Source organism: Bradyrhizobium zhengyangense (genome assembly GCF_022012435.1).
Taxonomy (GTDB): domain Bacteria; phylum Pseudomonadota; class Alphaproteobacteria; order Rhizobiales; family Xanthobacteraceae; genus Bradyrhizobium; species Bradyrhizobium zhengyangense.
Genome location: NZ_JAKLUA010000002.1, coordinates 583,161 through 602,530 on the forward strand (window position 1 = coordinate 583,161; position 19,370 = coordinate 602,530).

A 19,370-nucleotide genomic window follows, 5' to 3' on the forward strand; every position below is an offset into this window, starting at 1 on the left:
TGCGTTCGGGGGTTACTTCTTCCCCCGCGGATCAATCGGCGTCTGGCCGCGCAGACCCAAAATATCCTCGAGCACCTTCGCGCCGGCAATCACTTGCGCGTCCGCGCGCGGTGCGCCCACCACCTGCACACCCACCGGCAAACCAGAGGCCGTGAAGCCGCAGGGCAGCGACAGCGACGGGCAGCAGGCGAGTGTAATGGCGTAGACGATGCCGAGCCACTCGACATAGTTTTCGAACCGCTTGCCGGCGCATTCCGCGACATAGCGGTGCTCGATCGGGAAGGGCGGCACGATCGTGGTCGGCGTCAGCAGCAGATCATAGGTCTTGAAGAATTCGATCGCGCGTGCGGTCATGCCGACGCGCTGCGCTTCGGCGCGCGCGAGCTGATCGACCGTCAGCTTGAGGCCTTCCTCGATGTTCCAGATCACCTCGGGCTTGAGCAGGTCGCGCTTGGTGCGCAGCAGATTGGCCTTGGTGATGGCGAAGTCAAAGGCGCGCAGTACGTGGAAGCACTCATGCGCCTCGCGCCAATCCGGATGCGCCTCCTCGACGATTGCGCCGGCCTCTGCGAAGCGTTCGGCGGCCTTCTGGGTGATCGCCTTCACCTCGGGATCGACAGGCGTAATGCCGAGATTGGGCGAATAGGCGATGCGCTTCGGCTTCTTGCCGGACTGAGCCGCCGACAGGAACGAGGTCATGGGCGCCGGCAGCGACAGCGGATCGTCCGCATAATCGCCGCTCATGGCATCGAGCAGCAGCGCGAGATCCTCGACATTGCGTGCCATCGGCCCCACGACGCCGAGATTGCGGTCGATGCCCGATTTGGGCGTGTGCGCGACGCGGCCGATGCTCGGCCGCATGCCGACGACGCCGCAGAAGGCCGCGGGGCTGCGCAAGGAGCCGCCCATGTCGGAGCCCTGGGCGAGCCACGCCATGCCGGTGGCCAGCGCCACCGCGGCGCCGCCGGAGGAGCCGGCCGCCGACTTTGACGTATCCCAGGGATTGAGCGTCGCGCCGAACACTTCGTTGAAGGTGTTGGCGCCGGCGCCGAATTCCGGCGTGTTGGATTTCGCGTAGACCACCGCGCCATTGGCTTCGAGGTTCTCGACCATGAGGTCGGACTTGGCTGGGATATTGTCCTTGAAGATCGGCGAACCCTGGGTGTTCAGCACGCCTGCGACATCAGTCAGATCCTTGATCGGCACCGGCAGGCCGGCAAGCAGTCCGCGCGCGCCGGCCGGTTTCTGCATCATTGCCTTCGCATGCGTCCGCGCGCGATCGAAGCAAAGGGTCGGCAGCGCGTTGACCTTGCCGTCAACCTCCTTGACGCGCTTCTCCACCACGTCGAGTAGCTCAAGCGGAGAGACGTCGCCGGAGCGCAGCTTGTCGACGACGACGCAGGCGGTTTCACGGATCAGGTCTTGAGACAACTGTTTTGCTCCTCAGCTTACTTTTCGCTCGCGATCGAACGGATCGATCTTAGCCCCATCCAGCGCTGATGCCGCCGTCGACCGTGTAGATCACGCCCGACGTATAGCCCGCACGATCCGATGCCAGGAATGCCATGAGGTCGCCGATCTCGCGCGCATGGGCGGGGCGGCCGAGCGGCAGGCCCTTCTGGAATTCCCTGTAGCGGCGCTCGTCGCCGAGCTCGTGCTTGGCCCGCGTCTTTAGCAGCGTGACGTGGCGGTCGGTGCCGACAGGGCCGGGATTGATGCCGACCACGCGAATGTTGTCGGCGAGGCTTTTGCCGCCGAGCGCGCGGGTGAAGGCCATCAGCGCGGCATTGCCGGCGCTGCCGCAGATATAATTGGCGTCGAACTTCTCGCCCGCTGCACCGATGTCGTTGACGATGACGCCGCCGCCTTTGGCCTTCATCTGCGCGTAGACCTGCCGCGTGAGGTTGATATAGCCGAACACCTTCAATTCCCACGCGTGCCGCCATGTGGCTTCATCGATCTTGTCGATGGAGCCACCGGGGATATCGCCGGCATTGTTGACGAGCACGTCGATGTCGGCGGCTTCTTTTGCGAGCCGGGCGACGTCCTCGGCCTTGCGCAGATCCACGACGCTCGTCGCCGCATCGATCTGGTGCGCGGAGCGCAGTCGATCGGCCAGCGCCTTGAGCTGATCGCCGCTGCGGGCGGCGAGCAGGAGGTTTGCGCCTTCCTCGGCAAACGCCTCGGCGGCGGCGGCGCCAATTCCCTTGGACGCGCCAGTGATCAGGACGCGCTTGCCACGCAGATGCAGATCCATGAGAGATGCTCGCAGGATGGATACAGGATGAAATCAGTAGGCGCTCGGTTGCGCCATGGTCAACATTGCAGTGCAGCGTTGCACTGCCGCCGACTTTGGTCCATTGCAGTGCGGTCAAGAAGGCGGCGGCTGCCGGACCAACCAAGGACGTTCTCGATGAGCAAGAAACAATACCGGATCGCAGTCATTCCCGGCGACGGCATCGGCAAGGAAGTGATGCCCGAAGGCCTGCGCGTTTTGGAGGCGGCCGCGAAGAAACACGGCGTGTCCCTGCATTTCGATCACTTCGACTTCTCGTCCTACGACTATTACGAGAAGCACGGCCAGATGATGCCTGACGACTGGAAGGAGAAGATCGGCAAGCACGATGCGATCTATTTCGGCGCCGTCGGCTGGCCTGCCAAAATTCCGGATCACATCTCGCTGTGGGGCTCGCTGATCAAGTTTCGCCGCGAGTTCGACCAGTATGTGAATTTGCGCCCGGTGCGATTGATGCCCGGCGTGCCGTCACCGCTGGCGGGGCGCAAGCCCGGCGATATCGACTTCTGGGTGGTGCGCGAGAACACCGAAGGCGAATATTCCTCCGTCGGCGGCCGCATGTTCCCCGACACCGACCGCGAGTTCGTGACGCAGCAGACGGTGATGACCCGTACCGGCGTCGACCGCATCCTGAAATTCGCCTTCGAGCTTGCGCAATCGCGGCCGAAGAAGCATTTGACCTCGGCGACCAAGTCGAACGGCATCTCCATCACCATGCCCTATTGGGACGAGCGCGTGGAGGCGATGGCCAAGAAGTTCCCGGGCGTGAAGTGGGACAAGTATCATATCGACATTCTCACCGCGAACTTCGTGCTGCATCCGGACTGGTTCGACGTCGTCGTCGGCTCGAACCTGTTCGGCGACATCCTCTCCGACCTCGGCCCGGCCTGCACCGGCACGATCGGCATCGCGCCGTCGGGCAACATCAACCCTGAAGGCAACTTCCCATCGGTGTTCGAGCCGGTGCACGGCTCGGCTCCCGATATCGCGGGGCAGGGCATCGCCAACCCGATCGGCATGATCTGGTCCGGCGCGATGATGTTCGAGCATCTCGGCGAGAAGGAAGCCGGCAAGTCGATCGTCGAGGCGATCGAGCGCACGCTGGCCGAGCGCACGCTCCGCACCAAGGATCTCGGTGGCAACGCCGACACCACGGCCTGCGGTAAGGCGGTTGCGGATATGGTGGACTAGATCAGATCAACAACATGGTGTCGTCCCGGCCTCCGCCGGGACGACAATGACTTTCCCGTTCAGCCGGCGATCTTCTCGATCGCCGCCTGATCAAGCCCGAACTTCTTTCCGGCCTCGATAATCTCCTGCCAGGTGGTCGGATCGACGGGAATGCCTTCGGCGAGACGCTTCTGCTTGGTCTCGCGTTCGGGATCGCCGGCGATCTTGACCTTGTCGACGCCGGGGCCGGGAGGCGAGCCGGTGTGCCAGGCGACGAAACTCTCGACTTCGCTCGCGAGGTTCTCGCCAGTGCCGAGCTTGCCCGGATCGATGATGATCGAGAGCATGCCGTTGATGACGTTGTACTTGCCGTCGGACGGGCCCTTGACCACCTGACCGCCGGAGAGTGCGCCGCCGAGGATTTCGCACACCAGTGCCAGCCCCGATCCCTTGTGCTCGCCGAACGGCAGGATGGCGCCGTATGGCGGGATCACGGTGTAGCGCGGCTTGACGGTGGGCTTGCCCTCGTTGTCGATGATGGTGCCGGGCTCGAGTTCGGCGCCCTTGTTGTGAGCAACGCGGGTCTTGCCCTGCGCGATCCTGCTGGTTGCGAAGTCGAGCACGATCGGCTCCTTGCCCCGGCGCGGGATGCCGACGCAGAACGGGTTGGTGCCGTGACGCGCATCGCTGCCACCCCAAGGCGCCACGATCGGGCGCGAGATCACATTGACGAAGTGGATCGAGACCAGCCCGTGGTCGATGCATTGCTCGGCCCAGTGGCCGATGCGGCCGATGTGGTGCGAATTGGAGAGGCCGACGAGGCAGACGCCGTTGCGCTTGGCGCGCTCGGCCGCCAGTTCCATCGCTTCGTGCCCGATCACCTGACCGTAGCCGGTGAGGCCGTCGAGGGTGAGAAGCGGACCGGTGTCGAGCACGATCTTGACGTGCGCGTTCACGGCAAGGCCGCCATTGACGACGCTCTGGGCGTAGCGCGGGATCATTCCAACGCCGTGGGAGTCATGCCCCTTGAGGTTTGCCTCGACGAGATTGGTGGAGACGAGCTCGGCCTCGCGGTCCGAGGAGCCGCCGGCCTTGACGATGGCGCGGATGGCGTTGGTGAGCGGCTCTGCCTTGATGGTGCGATAGTCGGCCATTGTTGTTGCTCTTATCCTTTCACGATCCGGCGGCAATGGATCCATGCCGCTTCAATCAGGTTCTCGCTCGCTTCCGGGGTGCGGAAGGCGGAATGCGCCGACAGCGTCACGTTGGGAATCTTGGTCAGCGGATGGTCCGCCGGCAGCGGCTCGATGTTGAACACATCTAAGCCGGCGTGGCGAATGTGGCCCGAGTTCAAGGCATCGATCATCGCCTGCTCGTCGACGATGGCGCCGCGCGCGGTGTTGATGAAGACCACGCCCGGCTTCATCTTTGCGATCTTCTCCCGGGTGATCATGCCGCGCGTCTCATCGTTGAGCAGCAGGTGCAGCGACACGACGTCGCTCCGCGCCAGCAACGTATCGAGATCGGTGAACTCGACGCTCGCGTGGCTCTTCGGCGAACGGTTCCAGGCGATCACCTTCATGCCGCTGCCGGATGCGATCCGCGCCACTTCGGCGGCGATGCCGCCGAAGCCGATCAGGCCGAGCGTCTTGCCGGTGAGCTGCATGCCATCCTCGCGCAGCCAGTTTCCGGCGCGCATCTCGCGGTCCATCATCGCAATGACGCGGGCCGAGGCCCACATCAGCGCGACTGCGGATTCCGCCACCGCCGTATCGCCATAGCCCTTGATGAGATGCACGGAGATGCCGAGTTCGGCGAGCTCCTCCGGGTTCATGTAGCTGCGCGCGCCGGTGCCGAGGAACACGACGTGCTTGAGGCCCGTGCAATTCTTGGCGACTTCGGTCGGAAGCGCCGTGTGGTCCACGATCGCGATCTCGGCGCCGTCGAGGATCTCAGGATATTGTTCGGGCTTGATATCAGGATCCCTGTGGATCCGAACCTTGGGATCGCCGGGCTTCTCAAGCCGCTCCATGATGACCGCGAGCGCCTCGTTGGCGTCGACGAATACTCCGCGCATGGCTCTCTCCGATCAGGACGCGACGCCGGCAATCGCCAGCACGGTGTGCATCAGCACGTTGGTGCCTGCGGCGCAGTCGGGCTGCGTGGCGTCTTCCAGCTCGTTGTGGCTGATGCCGTCCTTGCACGGCACGAATACCATCGCGGCGGGCATGACGGTATTCAGGTTACAGGCGTCGTGGCCGGCGCCGGAGGTGATGCGGCGGGAAGAATAGCCGAGCGTCTTGGCCGCATTCTCGACCGCGGCGATCAGCTTCGGATCGAAATGCGTCGGTGCCTTGCGCCAGACGAGATCGATCTTGACCTCGACCTTGCGCCGCGCGGCGATCTCGGCGATGGCCGCACGCAGATCGCGATCGAGCGCGTCCATGATGGCGCCATCGGCACTCCGGCAGTCCATGGTGAAGGCGATCTCGCCGGGAATGACATTGCGCGAGGGATTTGCGATCACGGCTTCGCCGATGGTCCCGACCGCGTTCGGCCCGTGCTTCTTCGCGATGGCCTCCATCGCCAGCACGATCTCCGACAGGGTCGCCAGCGCATCGCGTCGCAGCGGCATCGGGGTCGAGCCCGCATGGCTCTCGAAGCCGGAAATCTTTCCATCGTACCACAGCACGCCCTGGCCGGAATCGACCACGCCGATGGTCTTGCCCTCGGCTTCGAGGATTGGTCCCTGCTCGATGTGTAGCTCGACGAAGCAGCCGAGCTTCTGGAAACCGACCGGCTTGTCGCCGCGATAGCCGATGCTGTCGAGGGCCTGGCCGACGGTGGTGCCATCGATGTCCTTGCGCGACAGGATGTCGTCGGTGGTGAAGTCGCCGACATAAGCGGCGGAGGCCATCATCGCCGGCGCGAAGCGCGAGCCCTCTTCGTTGGTCCAGTTGACGACGCAGATCGGTGCCTCGGTCTCGATGCCGGCGTCGTTCAGCGTACGGATCACTTCGAGCGCGCCGAGTGTTCCCAGAATGCCGTCATACTTGCCGCCGGTCGGCTGGGTGTCGAGGTGCGAGCCGATGCCGACGGGCAGTTTCGACATGTCGCGGCCCTTGCGCAGGCCGAATTGCGAGCCGAGCGCATCGGTGTGAACCTCGAGCCCGGCGTCCTCACAGGCCCTTCGGAACCAGTCGCGGACCTGCTTGTCTTCGCTGCTCAAGGTCAGCCGCCGCACACCGCCCTTGGCCGTCCTGCCGAACTGCGCGGTCTCGTGGATGGAGCCCCAGAGGCGGGCGGAATCAATTTGCAGGTTGGTCGCGGCTCGGCTCATGCGTTCAGTCCATTCGTAATCCGTCATTCCGGGGCGATGCGAAGCGTCGGACCCGGAATCTCGAGATTCCGGGTCTGGTGCTTGCGCACCATCCCGAAATGACGGGAAAGGTTGTCCGGCGCCTTTTTCAATGACGCGCCAGCGCGGGCGCGTCAACCGCGAGGCTGCTCTGCGCAATCTGACATGCAAGCTCGGCGACGCGCTGCACCGCCACGACGTCTGGCGAGGCGAGCCAGCTCGCCGTAAATGTCAGCGGCGCGATCTTAAGATCTGTGTCGAGCAATTGCAGCCGGCCGTCGGCGAGCTCGTTCTCGACGATGGCGTCTGGGATCACGGCGATGCCGAGGCCTTCCACCGCCATGTGGATCACGGTGGCGAGCGAGGCGGAGGCGTGAAGACGGATCGGCGGCAAGTCGGGCCGGTCGAACACCTCGCGTACCACCTCGTAGGGCCTGGTCTTGCGCGGGAAGGTGATGATCGGAAACCGCGCGAGATCGGTGAGCGTCACCGGGCCGTGGCCGAGCCCGAGTGATGGGCTCGCGAGAAAGCCGATCGGATAGTCGGCGAGCATGCGGTTGTGCACGCCCGAGGCCGAGAGGGGACCGACGACGAAAGCCAGCTCGATCTCCTGTGCAAGCAACCGCGCGGTGAGGTTCGGCGTGATGTCGACCTCGATCTCCAGCGACAGGTTCGGATAGATCTCGTTGACGCTCTTCACCAGCCGCGGCAGCCAAGTATGCACGATGGTTTCGGCGACGCCGAGCCGCATCACGCCGCGCATTGCCGAGCGATCGCCGATCTCGGCCATCATCGCGGCGCGCAAGCCGATCAGCTTCTCGGCGTAGACCATCATCTGCCGCCCGCTCGGGGTCGGTGACGCCACGCGATGATCGCGGTTCAGGAGTTTGACGCCCATCTCACGTTCGAGCTGGGCGATCCGTTGGGAGATCGCCGGCTGGGTCGTATTGAGCCGCGCCGCGGCACCTCGGAAGCTGCCGAGCTTTACAACCCAAAGGAAGGTTTCGATCGACCTGAAGTCCAGCATTGGAAGGATTTTCCCGATCGATAAAATGACTTTATCGATATCGATTAAAAAGGACGATTAGACTTTATAGTATGCTTGATGTTGGCTAGGCTTGTCGAGTTCATAGGCAGGTCGAAGAAATGACTGTTTTGGTGGCAGCGCAGCAAACTGAAACGCCTGACACGCTCCCGAGCCGCCAGGCGCGGCTCGCCTATCGCGGCGGCCAGGTCGGCTCCACCGCGGGGGTTGCCCCCGGCTTCGTCCAGGGCAATTTGGCGATCCTGCCGGCGGCATACGCCAGCGCCTTCCATCGCTTCTGCCAGCTCAATCCGAAACCATGCCCGATCATCGGCATGTCCGACGTCGGCAGCCCATACATCCCCGCGCTCGGCGCCGATCTCGACATCCGCACCGACGTGCCGCGCTACCGCGTCTGGCGCGACGGCGAAGTCGTGGACGAGCCGACCGACGTCACCAGGTATTGGCGCGACGATCTCGTGACTTTCGTGCTCGGCTGCTCGTTTTCGTTCGAAGAGGCACTGCTCGACGAGGGCATGCCGATCCGTCACATCGAAGAGAACGTGCGCGTGCCGATGTACCGCACCAACATTGCCTGCGGCGAGGCTGGTCCGTTCGCTGGTCCCATGGTGGTGTCGATGCGTCCGTTCAAGCCGGCTGACGCCATCCGCGCGGTGCAGATCACCTCGCGTTATCCCGCCGTGCACGGTGCGCCCGTGCATCTCGGCCATCCGCATCTGATCGGCATCAAGGATATCGCCAAGCCCGACTATGGCGATCCCGTACCTGTCGCCGACGACGAGATCCCGGTGTTTTGGGCCTGCGGCGTGACGCCGCAATCGGTGATCAACGCCGCCAAGCTACCTTTCGCAATTACGCATTCGCCGGGCCTGATGCTGGTGACGGATCTGAAGAACAGGAACATGGCCGTGATTTAGTAGGCAGCGTTTGCTGCTTCTTCGGGCTTTACGCAGTTTGCCAATCGCTTCATCGATACGCACAAAATTCGAATAACAGGGGACTTTACCAATGACGATCACTCGCCGCGACGTTCTGCTCGGAGCCACCGCCGCTGCCGCACTGCTGCCGCTAGCCGCACGCGCGCAAACGTCCGAGGTGGTGATCGGCGCGACCTACCCGCTGTCGGGTGCCGGCGCCCAGGTGGGTGTCGATGCGCAGCGCGCGTTCGAGACCGCAATCGACATCATCAACAACGATCAGGATTTCGATCTTCCGCTGGCAAAGGGCGTCGGCTTGCCGGGTCTTGGTGGTGCCAAGATCCGCATGGTTTATGCCGACCACCAGGGCGACCCGCAAAAAGGCCGCGCCGAAGCCGAGCGACTGATCACCCAGGAGAAGGTCTGCGCGGTGCTCGGCTCCTATCAGAGCGCGGTCGCGGTCACGGTAAGCCAGATCTGCGAGCGTTATCAGGTCCCGTTCCTGTCGGCGGACAATTCCTCGCCGAGCCTGCATCGCCGCGGACTGAAGTACTATTTCCGCGCCTCGCCGCATGACGAGATGTTCTCGACCGCGATGTTCGATTTCCTCGACGCGATGAAGAAGAAGGGCGCTAAGGCCAATACGCTGGCGCTATTCCACGAAGACACGATCTTCGGCACCGACTCCGCCAATGCCCAGACCAAGCTTGCGACCGAGCGCGGCTACAAGATCGTCGCCGACATCAAGTACCGCGCCAACTCGCCGTCGCTGTCGGCCGAAGTCCAGCAGCTCAAGGCCGCCAATGCCGACGTGCTGCTGCCTTCGAGCTACACCACGGATGGTATCCTGCTGGTCAAGACCATGGCGGAGCTCGGCTACAAGCCGAACGCGATCCTGGCCCAGGCGGCCGGCTTCTCCGAAAAGGCGCTATACGATGCCGTCGGCGACAAGCTCGAAGGTGCGATCACCCGCGGCAGCTTCTCGCTCGATCTCGCCGCCAAGCGGCCGATGGTCGGCAAGATCAACGATCTGTTCAAGGCCAAGTCGGGCAAGGATCTCAACGACAACACCTCGCGGCAGTTCATGGCGATGATCGTGATCGCGGACGCCATCAACCGCGCCAAGTCGACTGACGGCGAGAAGATCCGCGACGCGATGGCTGCAACCGACATTCCGGGCGAGCAGACCATCATGCCCTGGAAGCGGGTCAAGTTCGACGACATGGGCCAGAACAACGACGCCGATCCAGTGCTGCTGCAATATCTCGGCGGCAAGTTTGTCACCATCTTCCCGGCTCAGGCGGCGGTGGCCGAAGCTGTCTGGCCGATGAAGTGATGATGGTATCGGAAGCTCGCACGATAGCTTCCGATCCTGATCCTGCGAAGTAAGACGGAGGGCCGCGTCGGAAAAGACGAGGGCGGGCCCCTTCTTTGCGATGAGCATTCGATGTCGCCCCTCGGGGTGAGGGCTTTTTCTGGGGGACAAGTTGCTGACAGTTGAAACAATTGTCCAAAGTCTCGCGAGCGGGTTGCTGATGGGCCTGCTCTACGGACTGATCGCCGTCGGCCTCGCGCTGATCTTCGGCCTGATGGACGTCACGAACTTCGCCCATGGCGAGTTCCTGATGATCGCGATGTATGCGTCCTTCTTCCTGTTCGCGTTCTTCGCCATCGATCCGTTGCTCTCCGCGCCGCTGGTCGCGGCGGCGATGTTCGTGTTCGGAGCGGTGGTCTACCTGTTGATTGTGCGTTTCGCCATGCGGGCCAAGGCCAATGCCGGCATGGTGCAGATCTTCACCACCTTCGGTCTTGCTATCGTCATGCGGGGGCTGGCCCAGCTGTTCTTTACGCCGGACTATCGCAGCATTCCGCAATCCTGGCTCGGCGGCAAGACCGTCTCGATTGCGGGCATCTTCCTGCCGGAGCCGCAGCTGGTCGGCGCGCTGGTCTCGATCGCAGCCTTTGCCGGCCTCTATTTCTTCATCCACCGCACCGATTTCGGCCGCGCGCTGGAAGCCACTCGCGAGGATCCCGGTGCGGTCGCGCTCGTCGGTATCGACAAGAACCGGGTGTTCGCGTTCGGCTGGGGCCTTGGCGCCGCGCTTGTCGGTCTCGCCGGCGCGATCATGGCGGTGTTCTTCTACATCTATCCCGACGTCGGTGCGTCCTTTGCGCTGATTGCCTATGTCACGGTGGCGCTCGGCGGCTTCGGCAGCGTATTCGGGGCCTTTGCCGGCGGTATCATCGTCGGCCTGGTTGAAGCGGTCACCGCCCTGATGCTGCCGCCCTCGCTGAAGTCGGTCGGCATCTACGCGGTGTACCTGCTCGTCGTCTTCATTCGGCCGCGCGGCCTGTTCGGGTCGATGTGATGGACAAGAATTTTGCCGCGCGGCGTCGCCGCGATCTCATCATTGCCGCAGTGCTGGCGGCGCTTGCTGCGCTCGCGCCGCTGTTCGTCAAGAACGTCTATATCCAGAACATCCTGGTTCTGACCTTGATGTATGCGGCGCTGTCACAGAGCTGGAACATCCTCTCCGGCTATTGCGGGCAGATCTCGCTGGGCCACGCGCTCTATTTCGGCATCGGCGCCTATACCACCGAGCTTCTGTTCACCAAGTTCGGCGTGTTGCCCTGGTTCGGTATGCTCGCCGGCGGCGGGATCGCGGCTGTCATTGCGATGGGGCTCGGCTATCCCTTCTTCCGCCTGCGCGGCCATTACTTCGTGATCGCGACCATCGTCATCGCGGAGATCGGGCTCTTGCTGTTCCAGAACTGGGAATGGGCGGGAGCTGCGCTCGGAATCACTATTCCCGTGCGCGGCGACAGCTGGCTGAAATTCCAGTTCATGCGCAGCAAGCTGCCGTATTTCTATTTCGCGCTGGCGCTGTGTTGCCTCGCCTGGTTCGTCACCTGGTGGCTTGAGGACTCCAAATGGGGTTTCTGGTGGCGCGCGGTGAAGGACAATCCTGAAGCGGCCGAGAGCCTGGGTGTCGTCGTGTTCAATTCCAAGATGGGGGCGGCTGCGGTCTCCGCATTTCTCGTGGCCATCGGCGGCGCCTTCTATGCGCAGTTTCTTGCCTATATCGATCCTGAGAGCGTGATGGGCTTCCAGTTCTCGCTGCTGATGGCACTGCCGGCAGTTCTCGGCGGCATCGGCACGCTCTGGGGGCCAGTGTTAGGGGCGGCCATCCTGATTCCGATGACGGAGCTGACGCGCTCTTATATCGGCGGCTCCGGTCGCGGCGTCGATCTCATCGTCTACGGCACGCTGATCGTTCTGATCTCGCTGGCCTTGCCGCAGGGCCTGGTGAGCTTGTTCTCCCGCTCCAAGGCAAAAGGAGCCACGCGATGACCGCGCTCCTTGAAACCCGCGGCGTCTGGCAGCGGTTCGGCGGCCTCGTCGCCAACTCCGATGTCTCGATCTCGGTCGGTCGGGGCGAGATCGTCGGCCTGATCGGCCCGAACGGCGCCGGCAAGTCGACGCTGTTCAATCTCATCGCCGGCGTCTTGCCGCCGACGCAGGGCTCCATCTGGTTCGACGGCGAGGATGTCACCAACCTGCCGGCGGCCGAGCGCTGTCAGCGCGGGGTGGGGCGCACCTTCCAGGTGGTCAAGAGCTTCGAGACCATGACCGTCATCGACAACGTCATTGTCGGTGCACTGGTGCGCAACACCGTGATGCGCGAAGCGCGCCGCAAGGCGCATGAGGTGCTTGAGTTCACCGGCCTTGCCGCGCGCGCCAATGTGCTCGCGAGCGACCTCGTGCCGGCCGAGAAGCGGCGGCTCGAAGTCGCCCGCGCGCTTGCGACCGAACCAAAACTCCTGCTGCTCGACGAAGTCCTCACCGGCCTGACGCCGACCGAGGCCCAGACCGGCGTCGCGCTGGTGCGCAAGGTGCGCGATGCCGGCATCACCGTGCTGATGGTCGAGCATGTCATGGAGATCGTGATGCCGCTGGTCGATCGCGCCATCGTGCTCGACCTCGGCAAGGTGCTCGTCGAGGGCAAGCCCGCTGAGGTCGTCCGCGATCCCAAGGTGATCAAGGCATATCTGGGAGATCGTCATGCTGTCGGTGCGTGAAGTCACGACCGCCTATCAGGGCCTGGTCGCGATCTCCGCGGTCAGTATCGAGGTCGCCAAGGGCGAGATCGTCTGTGTCGCCGGCGCCAATGGTGCCGGCAAGTCGACGCTGCTGAAATCGATCGCCGGTGCCGAGCGCCCGCGCTCGGGCACCGTAACCTTCGACGGCAAGCAGATCAACGGCATGGCGCAGCACCACATCACGGCCGCCGGCATCGCCTATGTACCGGAGAATCGCCGCCTGTTCCCGCGTCTGTCGGTGCGGGACAACCTTCGCCTCGGCAGCTATCTCTATCGCGGCGAGGCAAATCGTGAGGGGCCGCTCGAGCTCGTCTTCAAGCTGTTTCCGCGTCTGTCCGAACGGCTCGAGCAGCGCGCCGAAACGCTCTCGGGCGGCGAGCAGCAGATGCTCGCGATCGGCCGCGCGCTGATGACGCGCCCGCGGCTGTTGATGCTGGACGAGCCCTCGCAGGGCATCATGCCCAAACTTGTCGATGAGATTTTTCAGGCCGTGAAGCTTATCCGGGACTCCGGCATGACCGTGTTAATCGTCGAGCAGCGTATGGCCGAGTGCCTGGAGATCGCCGACCGCGCCTACATCCTGCAAACCGGCCGCGTCCTGATGCAGGGCCCGTCGGCGGAGATCAGGGGCAATCCGGACGTGCGGAAGGCGTATCTGGGGCTGTAGTTGAGCTGCCGGCCGTCGCCACGTTCTCCGTCATTGCGAGCGCAGCGAAGCCAGAACGCCACCGCGGAAAGACTCTGGATTGCTTCGCTGCGCTCGCAATGACGGGGGATAGAGCCGGGCTCAATGTTCGTGCCCATGCTCCGGTAACGACACCCCGAACACCTTCACCAGATCCGCGACCTGCTCCGGTGAAAGATACCGTGGGTTCATCCCGCGCAGCAGCAGATACAGCTTCGCCGTCTCCTCCAACTCCTCCGTCGCAAACACCGCTGCTTCCAGCGTGTCGCCGGCGACGACCGGGCCGTGATTGGCGAGCAGCACGGATGAATATTTCCCGGCCAGCCCCTTGATGGCATCGGCGACCGCGGGATCGCCGGGGCGGTAATAGGGCACGAGCGCGGTGGCGCCGCATTTCATGAGATAGTAGGCCGTCATCGGCGGCAGCACGGCGCGCGGGTCGATTTCGGGCAGCATCGAGAGCGCGACCGAATGCGTCGAATGCAGATGCACGATCGCCCGCGCACTCCCGCGCGTGTCATAGAGCGCGGTGTGCAGCGGAACTTCCTTGGTGGGGGCGTCGCCTGAGACCAGCCGGCCCTGTTCATCCAGCCGTGACAGCTTTGCAGGATCGAGGAAGCCGAGCGAGGCGTTGGTTGGCGTCACCAGCCAGCCGCCGCTATCCAGCCTGACGCTGATATTGCCTGATGAGCCCGGCGTCAGCCCGCGCTCGAACAGGGACCGCCCGAACCGGCAGATATCTTCGCGCAGCCTTGTTTCATTGCTCATGGCCGTCATGTCCGCTTGTCTCACGCTTTGGCAGCGCGGCCAAGCCGTGTTATTCGAGATCGTGAGCTGCCGCAAAGGGCGGCCGTCCAGGAAACGTTCGCAAGGGTGAGTTGCATGTCCGCCTCCACGTCGCAAAACCAGCGCATCGCCGTCATCGGGCTTGGCTCGATGGGATACGGCATGGCGACTTCGCTGAAGCGCGCCGGCCATTCCGTCACCGGTTGCGACGTTTCGGCTGATGCGGTCGCGCGGTTTGTGAAGGACGGCGGCGCCGGCGCCACAACGCCGGCCGAGGCGGCGAAGGGCGCGGACATCGTCGTCAGCGTCGTCGTCAATGCCGCGCAGACCGAAGCGATCCTGTTCGGCAAGGACGGCGTCGCCGAGACGCTGCCGAAGGACAGCGTGTTCATTTCCTCCGCCACCATGGATCCCGACGTGGCGCGTCGCCTCGCCAAGCAATTGGAGGCGACCGGCCGCAATTACCTGGATGCGCCGATCTCCGGTGGTGCGCAGCGCGCCGCGCAAGGTGAGCTGACGATCCTTGCCTCCGGGAGTGCGGCCGCCTTCGCGAAGGCGCGTCCGGCGCTCGATGCCATGGCGGCAAAGCTCTACGAGCTTGGCGATGCTGCAGGCCAGGGCGCGGCCTTCAAGATGATCAACCAGCTGCTGGCTGGTGTGCACATCGCGGCTGCCTCGGAGGCGATCGCGTTTGCGGCCAAGCAGGGCCTCGACATCCGCAAGGTCTATGAGGTGATCACGGCATCCGCCGGCAATTCCTGGATGTTCGAGAACCGCATGCCGCATGTGCTCAATGGCGATTACACGCCGCGCAGTGCCGTCGAGATTTTCGTGAAGGACCTCGGCATCATCCAGGACATGGCACGCAGCGCCAGATTTCCGGTGCCGGTCTCCGCCGCGGCGCTCCAGATGTTCCTGATGACATCGGCCGCCGGCATGGGCCGCGACGACGATGCGTCGGTGGCGCGCATGTACGCGCAGGTCACCGGCGTCAAGCTCCCCGGCGACAAGTAAAAGAGGATTTCCAATGCCCCGTTTCGCCGCCAACCTCTCGATGATGTTCACCGAGGTGCCGTTCCTCGATCGCTTCGATGCCGCCGCGCAGGCCGGCTTCACCGCCGTCGAATTTCTCTTCCCTTACGACCATCCGGTCGAAGCGGTCGGCGAGCGGCTCAGGCGCAACGGCCTGACCCAGGCGCTGTTCAACCTGCCGCCGGGCGACTGGAACGCCGGCGAGAAGGGCTTTGCGGCGCTTCCCTCACGCTTCAACGATCTCAAGGCGAGCCTGGAAACGGCGCTGCCTTATGCCAAGGCTACTGGCGTCAAGCGGCTGCATCTGATGGCGGGCATCGCCAACCGCGGCGAACGCCTCGCGATCGAGGCCTTCTACAAATCGGTGGCATGGGCCGCCGAGTTCTTCGCGCCGCACGGCATCGATATCGTGCTCGAACCGATCAATGCGCGCAACGTGCCCGGCTACTTCCTCAACGATTTCGGCTTCACGCGCGACCTGATCCAGGAGCTGCGGTTGCCCAACCTGAAGCTCCAGTTCGACATCTATCACTGCCAGATCATCCATGGCGACGTCACGATGCGGCTGCGCGAGATGATGCCGATCATCGGCCATATCCAGATCGCCAGCATTCCCTCGCGCAACGAGCCCGACGGCGAGGAGCTGAATTATCCCTTCCTGTTCGATGAGCTCGACCGTCTCGGCTATGCCGGCTTCGTCGGCTGCGAATACAATCCGCGCGGCAAGACCACCGACGGTCTCGCCTGGTTCAAGCCCTATGCCGGAGCGAAATCGTGACACTTGCGTTGGGCTGCATCGCCGACGATTACACCGGCGCCTCCGATCTCGCCAACACGCTGACGCGCGCCGGCTTGCGCACCGTCCAGACCATCGGTGTGCCCACCGATGATCTGAAGCTGCCGGAGGTCGACGCCGTCGTGGTGTCGCTGAAGAGCCGCTCGATCGAGGCGAGCCTTGCGGTGTCGCGATCGCGCGCGGCCGAGACATGGCTGCGCGGGCGCGGCGCAAGCCACGTGCTGTTCAAGATCTGCTCGACCTTCGATTCCACTGACGCCGGCAATATCGGCCCCGTCATGGATGCGCTGCGCGCCGATTGCGGCGAGGCCGTCGTGCTGGTGACGCCGGCCTTTCCCGAGACCGGCCGCACCGTCTATCAGGGCAATCTGTTCGTCGGCGCCGTACCGCTGAACGAGAGCCCGCTGAAGGACCATCCGCTCAACCCGATGCACGATTCCAACCTGGTGCGCGTACTGGCGCGGCAGAGCAAGACGCAGGTCGGCCTCGTCGATCTCGCGACATTGACGCGCGGGGCGGAGGCCGTGCGAAGCCTGCTTGCCGAATTCTCGGGCAAGGGTATTGGCGCTGCGATCATCGACGCCGTGTTCGACCGCGACCTCGAGACCATTGGCCTTGTCGCGGCGGAGCACCGGCTCTCGGTCGGCGCCTCCGGCATCGGCCTCGGGCTGGCACGCGCGCTGGTATCGACCGGCAAGGTCAAGTCGGCTGCCGCCGGCAGCGGGCAGGGCGCCGCCGTCGGCGGACAGGTGGCGTGCCTCGCCGGGAGCTGCTCGCAGGCCACCTTGCAGCAGATCGCCAACGCCGAGCGCGTCATGCCGGTGCTTCACCTCGACACCGAACGTATTCTTACGGGGGCCAATGAAGCGCAGCGGGCATTGGACTGGGCAGGGCCGCGATTGGCCCAGGGTCCGGTGCTGATTGCATCGAGTGCCACGCCGGCCGACGTCGCTGCGCTTCAGGCGCGCCACGGCCGCGACGCCGCAGGACACGCGATCGAGCAGACGATGGCCGACATTGCCGAAAACCTCGTGAAATCAGGCGCGCGGCGACTGATCGTCGCAGGCGGCGAGACCTCAGGGGCGGTCGTTGACCGGTTGAAGATCCCCGGATTTCTCGTGGGAGCGGAGATCGCCGCGGGTGTCCCGGTGCTGCGCGCGGTGGCAGGTGAGATGTTGCTGGCGCTGAAGTCCGGCAATTTCGGCGGGCCGGAGTTTTTCTCGGATGCGATGAGGCTCATGCGCTGAGCGCAGGGCATCCTTAGTTCATCATTCACTTCTTTAAGGTTCCGTGCTCGTACGGAGTCGTAGTTAACAACAGTCGCTTTGCTGTTGGGCGTCGGCGCCGCTTTTGGTTGATCCGTAATTCCAGGACGCGCCGCCGCGCCAACGCAAAGAGACCCGCTTATGCTCGCCGCTATTTCCATCCGCGCCAAGATCATCAGTGTCGTGGCGTTTCTGCTGGTCGCAATGGCCGGCATGGGCCTGCTCGCCGTCATGAAGATGCGGTCGATGAATGCCAACACCAGCGACATCACGACGAGCTGGATGCCGAGCGTGCGCGTGATCGGCGATCTCCGCGCCGGCGTGATCACCTATCGCAACGTCATCCGTGAGCACATGTTGGCGGAAACGCTGGAAGAGAAGCTCGCGGCCGAGAAGACGCTTGCGACCGTCGTCGAGGCTAATACCAAGTTCCGCAAGACGTATGAGACCATGATTACGTCGCCCGAAGAGCGCACGCTCTATGACCAATGGTCCAAGGCTTGGGATACCTACAAGAAGGGCACGCAGGAAGTCATGGCGCTGTCGCGTCAGGAGGCCGGCAAGATCCCCCACGAGGCACACGAGCTGAACACGAAGACGGTCAACAAGATCGGGCTTGAGGCTGACGCCATCCTGGCCAAGGACATCGAGCTCAACACCAAGGGCGGAGATCAGGCAGCTCAGGACGCCGCCGACAGCTATTCCTTCGCATTCATGCTGGTCGCGATCATCCTCGGTGCTGCCGTGATTACCGGCATCGGCGTTGGCTTCTACCTCGTCCACGACGTCTCCAGCGGCATCGACTCGATCACCCAGCCGATGCAGGCGCTCGGCCGGGGCGATCTCTCCGCCGAGGTCCCGCACCGCGGCGAGAAGACCGAGATCGGCGCCATGGCCGACGTGCTCCAGGTCTTCAAGGAAGCGCTGATCGCCAAGAAGGCTGCCGACGAGGCCGCTGCGGCCGACGCCGAAGCCAAGATCGAACGCGGCCGCCGCGTCGACAATATCACCCGCGAATTCGAGACGATGATCGGCGAGATCGTCCAGACCGTATCGTCGGCCTCGAGCCAGCTGGAGGCTTCCGCCTCGACGCTGACCTCAACCGCCGACCGCTCGCAGCGGATGGCGACCACGGTCGCCGCGGCGTCGGAAGAAGCCTCCACCAACGTCCAGTCGGTCGCTTCCGCAACTGAAGAGATGGCTTCATCGGTTGGCGAGATCGGCCGCCAGGTGCAGGAATCGGCGCGAATGGCAGGCGACGCCGTCGGCCAGGCCCGTGCCACCACCGAGCGCGTCAGCGAACTCTCCAAGGCTGCCTCGCGCATCGGCGATGTCGTCGAGCTGATCAACACCATCGCTGGCCAGACTAACCTCCTGGCGCTGAACGCCACCATCGAGGCGGCGCGCGCCGGTGAAGCCGGCCGCGGCTTCGCGGTCGTTGCCTCCGAGGTGAAGGCGCTGGCTGAGCAGACCGCCAAGGCGACCGGCGAGATCGGCCAGCAGATTTCCGGCATCCAGGCGGCGACCAACGACTCGGTCGGCGCGATCAAGGAGATCTCCTCGACCATCGAGCGTCTCTCGGAGATCTCCTCGGCCATCGCGGCCGCCGTGGAAGAGCAGGGCGCTGCGACTCAGGAAATCGCCCGCAACGTGCAGCAGGCGGCCCAGGGCACCCAGCAGGTCTCCTCCAACATCACCGACGTGCAGCAGGGGGCGACCGAGACCGGCACGGCATCGTCGCAAGTGCTCTCGGCCGCGCAGATGCTGTCCAATGACTCGAGCCGGCTGAAGACCGAGGTCAGCAAGTTCCTGACCAACGTCCGCGCAGCCTAAGCCCAAAGGCGAAGCAAGTTCTGAAAGCGGCGCCTCTCGGGGCGCCGCTCTTTGACGTGCATGAAAGCCTTCTCTGCGATCTTCCG

18 protein-coding genes are annotated in these 19,370 nt (G+C 64.1%); 11 read left to right on the top strand and 7 right to left on the bottom strand.

All coding sequences use genetic code 11. The features are described from left to right. Positions 1-12 precede the first annotated feature (12 nt). A complete protein-coding gene (locus tag L6637_RS11105; protein ID WP_237863718.1) occupies positions 13-1,431 on the bottom strand; it encodes an amidase in 1,419 nt (472 codons plus the stop codon). Positions 1,432-1,480: 49 nt separating this feature from the next. Next, entirely contained in the window at positions 1,481-2,257 is a 777-nt protein-coding gene (locus tag L6637_RS11110) for an SDR family oxidoreductase (protein ID WP_237870590.1), read from the bottom strand. A 156-nt stretch (positions 2,258-2,413) separates the two neighbouring features. Here L6637_RS11110 and L6637_RS11115 point away from each other — a divergent pair, with 156 nt between their 5' ends. Then, complete coding sequence (locus tag L6637_RS11115) at positions 2,414-3,487, top strand: tartrate dehydrogenase (RefSeq protein WP_237870592.1); 1,074 nt, start codon at positions 2,414-2,416, stop codon at positions 3,485-3,487. A gap of 59 nt (positions 3,488-3,546) precedes the next feature. Here L6637_RS11115 and L6637_RS11120 read toward each other — a convergent pair whose 3' ends face one another. From L6637_RS11120 to L6637_RS11135, 4 genes are all read right to left on the bottom strand, one after another. Then, positions 3,547-4,620, bottom strand: coding sequence for a malate/lactate/ureidoglycolate dehydrogenase (locus tag L6637_RS11120; RefSeq protein WP_237870594.1), 1,074 nt, complete (start codon positions 4,618-4,620; stop codon positions 3,547-3,549). 11 nt (positions 4,621-4,631) lie between these two features. Continuing rightward, complete coding sequence (locus tag L6637_RS11125; protein ID WP_237870596.1) at positions 4,632-5,543, bottom strand: NAD(P)-dependent oxidoreductase; 912 nt, start codon at positions 5,541-5,543, stop codon at positions 4,632-4,634. Between the two features lie 12 nt (positions 5,544-5,555). Continuing rightward, positions 5,556-6,806: a Zn-dependent hydrolase gene (locus tag L6637_RS11130; RefSeq protein ID WP_237863723.1), complete on the bottom strand. Its 1,251-nt coding sequence runs from the start codon at positions 6,804-6,806 to the stop codon at positions 5,556-5,558. A gap of 127 nt (positions 6,807-6,933) precedes the next feature. Next, complete coding sequence (locus L6637_RS11135; RefSeq protein ID WP_237863724.1) at positions 6,934-7,851, bottom strand: LysR family transcriptional regulator; 918 nt, start codon at positions 7,849-7,851, stop codon at positions 6,934-6,936. Positions 7,852-7,970: 119 nt separating this feature from the next. Here L6637_RS11135 and L6637_RS11140 point away from each other — a divergent pair, with 119 nt between their 5' ends. The 6 genes from L6637_RS11140 (at position 7,971) to L6637_RS11165 (ending at position 13,554) form a co-directional block, all read left to right on the top strand. Beyond that, a complete protein-coding gene (locus tag L6637_RS11140) occupies positions 7,971-8,786 on the top strand; it encodes a putative hydro-lyase (protein WP_237863725.1) in 816 nt (271 codons plus the stop codon). Between the two features lie 91 nt (positions 8,787-8,877). Then, on the top strand, positions 8,878-10,122 hold the full coding sequence (locus tag L6637_RS11145) for an ABC transporter substrate-binding protein (RefSeq protein ID WP_237870598.1): 1,245 nt from the start codon (positions 8,878-8,880) through the stop codon (positions 10,120-10,122). A gap of 154 nt (positions 10,123-10,276) precedes the next feature. Continuing rightward, positions 10,277-11,155, top strand: a complete 879-nt coding sequence (locus L6637_RS11150; protein ID WP_271607346.1) for a branched-chain amino acid ABC transporter permease — start codon at positions 10,277-10,279, stop codon at positions 11,153-11,155. After that, positions 11,155-12,138: a branched-chain amino acid ABC transporter permease gene (locus tag L6637_RS11155; protein WP_237863728.1), complete on the top strand. Its 984-nt coding sequence runs from the start codon at positions 11,155-11,157 to the stop codon at positions 12,136-12,138. Before L6637_RS11150 ends, L6637_RS11155 begins: the two co-directional genes overlap by 1 nt. After that, on the top strand, positions 12,135-12,866 hold the full coding sequence (locus L6637_RS11160; protein WP_237863729.1) for an ABC transporter ATP-binding protein: 732 nt from the start codon (positions 12,135-12,137) through the stop codon (positions 12,864-12,866). Before L6637_RS11155 ends, L6637_RS11160 begins: the two co-directional genes overlap by 4 nt. Further along, positions 12,850-13,554 (top strand): ABC transporter ATP-binding protein, encoded by a 705-nt coding sequence (locus tag L6637_RS11165; RefSeq protein WP_237863730.1) that lies wholly within the window; start codon positions 12,850-12,852, stop codon positions 13,552-13,554. Before L6637_RS11160 ends, L6637_RS11165 begins: the two co-directional genes overlap by 17 nt. Before the next feature lie 120 nt (positions 13,555-13,674). Here the strand turns inward: L6637_RS11165 and otnC are convergent, their stop codons facing one another. After that, on the bottom strand, positions 13,675-14,349 hold the full coding sequence (gene otnC, locus L6637_RS11170) for a 3-oxo-tetronate 4-phosphate decarboxylase (RefSeq protein WP_237870600.1): 675 nt from the start codon (positions 14,347-14,349) through the stop codon (positions 13,675-13,677). Positions 14,350-14,445: 96 nt separating this feature from the next. Here otnC and ltnD point away from each other — a divergent pair, with 96 nt between their 5' ends. The 4 genes from ltnD to L6637_RS11190 all read left to right on the top strand — a co-directional run bounded on the left by ltnD (position 14,446) and on the right by L6637_RS11190 (position 19,284). After that, a complete protein-coding gene (ltnD, locus tag L6637_RS11175) occupies positions 14,446-15,372 on the top strand; it encodes an L-threonate dehydrogenase (RefSeq protein ID WP_477021265.1) in 927 nt (308 codons plus the stop codon). A gap of 13 nt (positions 15,373-15,385) precedes the next feature. Beyond that, the gene (gene otnI / locus L6637_RS11180; RefSeq protein WP_237870604.1) at positions 15,386-16,168 is read left to right on the top strand and encodes a 2-oxo-tetronate isomerase; all 783 of its coding nucleotides are present in this window, start codon (positions 15,386-15,388) and stop codon (positions 16,166-16,168) included. Beyond that, positions 16,165-17,433 (top strand): 3-oxo-tetronate kinase, encoded by a 1,269-nt coding sequence (otnK, locus tag L6637_RS11185; RefSeq protein WP_237870606.1) that lies wholly within the window; start codon positions 16,165-16,167, stop codon positions 17,431-17,433. The genes otnI and otnK overlap by 4 nt, the downstream gene beginning before the upstream one ends. 159 nt (positions 17,434-17,592) lie before the next feature. Continuing rightward, complete coding sequence (locus tag L6637_RS11190; protein WP_237870608.1) at positions 17,593-19,284, top strand: methyl-accepting chemotaxis protein; 1,692 nt, start codon at positions 17,593-17,595, stop codon at positions 19,282-19,284. Positions 19,285-19,370 lie beyond the last annotated feature (86 nt).

Excerpts from the sequence above, each read along its gene's own strand:
- L6637_RS11110 (WP_237870590.1), bottom strand. The coding sequence starts at position 2,257 with ATGGATCTGCATCTGCGTGGCAAGCGCGTCCTGATCACTGGCGCGTCC.
- L6637_RS11115 (WP_237870592.1), top strand. The coding sequence starts at position 2,414 with ATGAGCAAGAAACAATACCGGATCGCAGTCATTCCCGGCGACGGCATC.
- L6637_RS11120 (WP_237870594.1), bottom strand. The coding sequence starts at position 4,620 with ATGGCCGACTATCGCACCATCAAGGCAGAGCCGCTCACCAACGCCATC.
- L6637_RS11125 (WP_237870596.1), bottom strand. The coding sequence starts at position 5,543 with ATGCGCGGAGTATTCGTCGACGCCAACGAGGCGCTCGCGGTCATCATG.
- L6637_RS11130 (WP_237863723.1), bottom strand. The coding sequence starts at position 6,806 with ATGAGCCGAGCCGCGACCAACCTGCAAATTGATTCCGCCCGCCTCTGG.
- L6637_RS11135 (WP_237863724.1), bottom strand. The coding sequence starts at position 7,851 with ATGCTGGACTTCAGGTCGATCGAAACCTTCCTTTGGGTTGTAAAGCTC.
- L6637_RS11140 (WP_237863725.1), top strand. The coding sequence starts at position 7,971 with ATGACTGTTTTGGTGGCAGCGCAGCAAACTGAAACGCCTGACACGCTC.
- L6637_RS11145 (WP_237870598.1), top strand. The coding sequence starts at position 8,878 with ATGACGATCACTCGCCGCGACGTTCTGCTCGGAGCCACCGCCGCTGCC.
- L6637_RS11155 (WP_237863728.1), top strand. The coding sequence starts at position 11,155 with ATGGACAAGAATTTTGCCGCGCGGCGTCGCCGCGATCTCATCATTGCC.
- L6637_RS11160 (WP_237863729.1), top strand. The coding sequence starts at position 12,135 with ATGACCGCGCTCCTTGAAACCCGCGGCGTCTGGCAGCGGTTCGGCGGC.
- L6637_RS11165 (WP_237863730.1), top strand. The coding sequence starts at position 12,850 with ATGCTGTCGGTGCGTGAAGTCACGACCGCCTATCAGGGCCTGGTCGCG.
- otnC (WP_237870600.1), bottom strand. The coding sequence starts at position 14,349 with ATGACGGCCATGAGCAATGAAACAAGGCTGCGCGAAGATATCTGCCGG.
- otnI (WP_237870604.1), top strand. The coding sequence starts at position 15,386 with ATGCCCCGTTTCGCCGCCAACCTCTCGATGATGTTCACCGAGGTGCCG.
- L6637_RS11190 (WP_237870608.1), top strand. The coding sequence starts at position 17,593 with ATGCTCGCCGCTATTTCCATCCGCGCCAAGATCATCAGTGTCGTGGCG.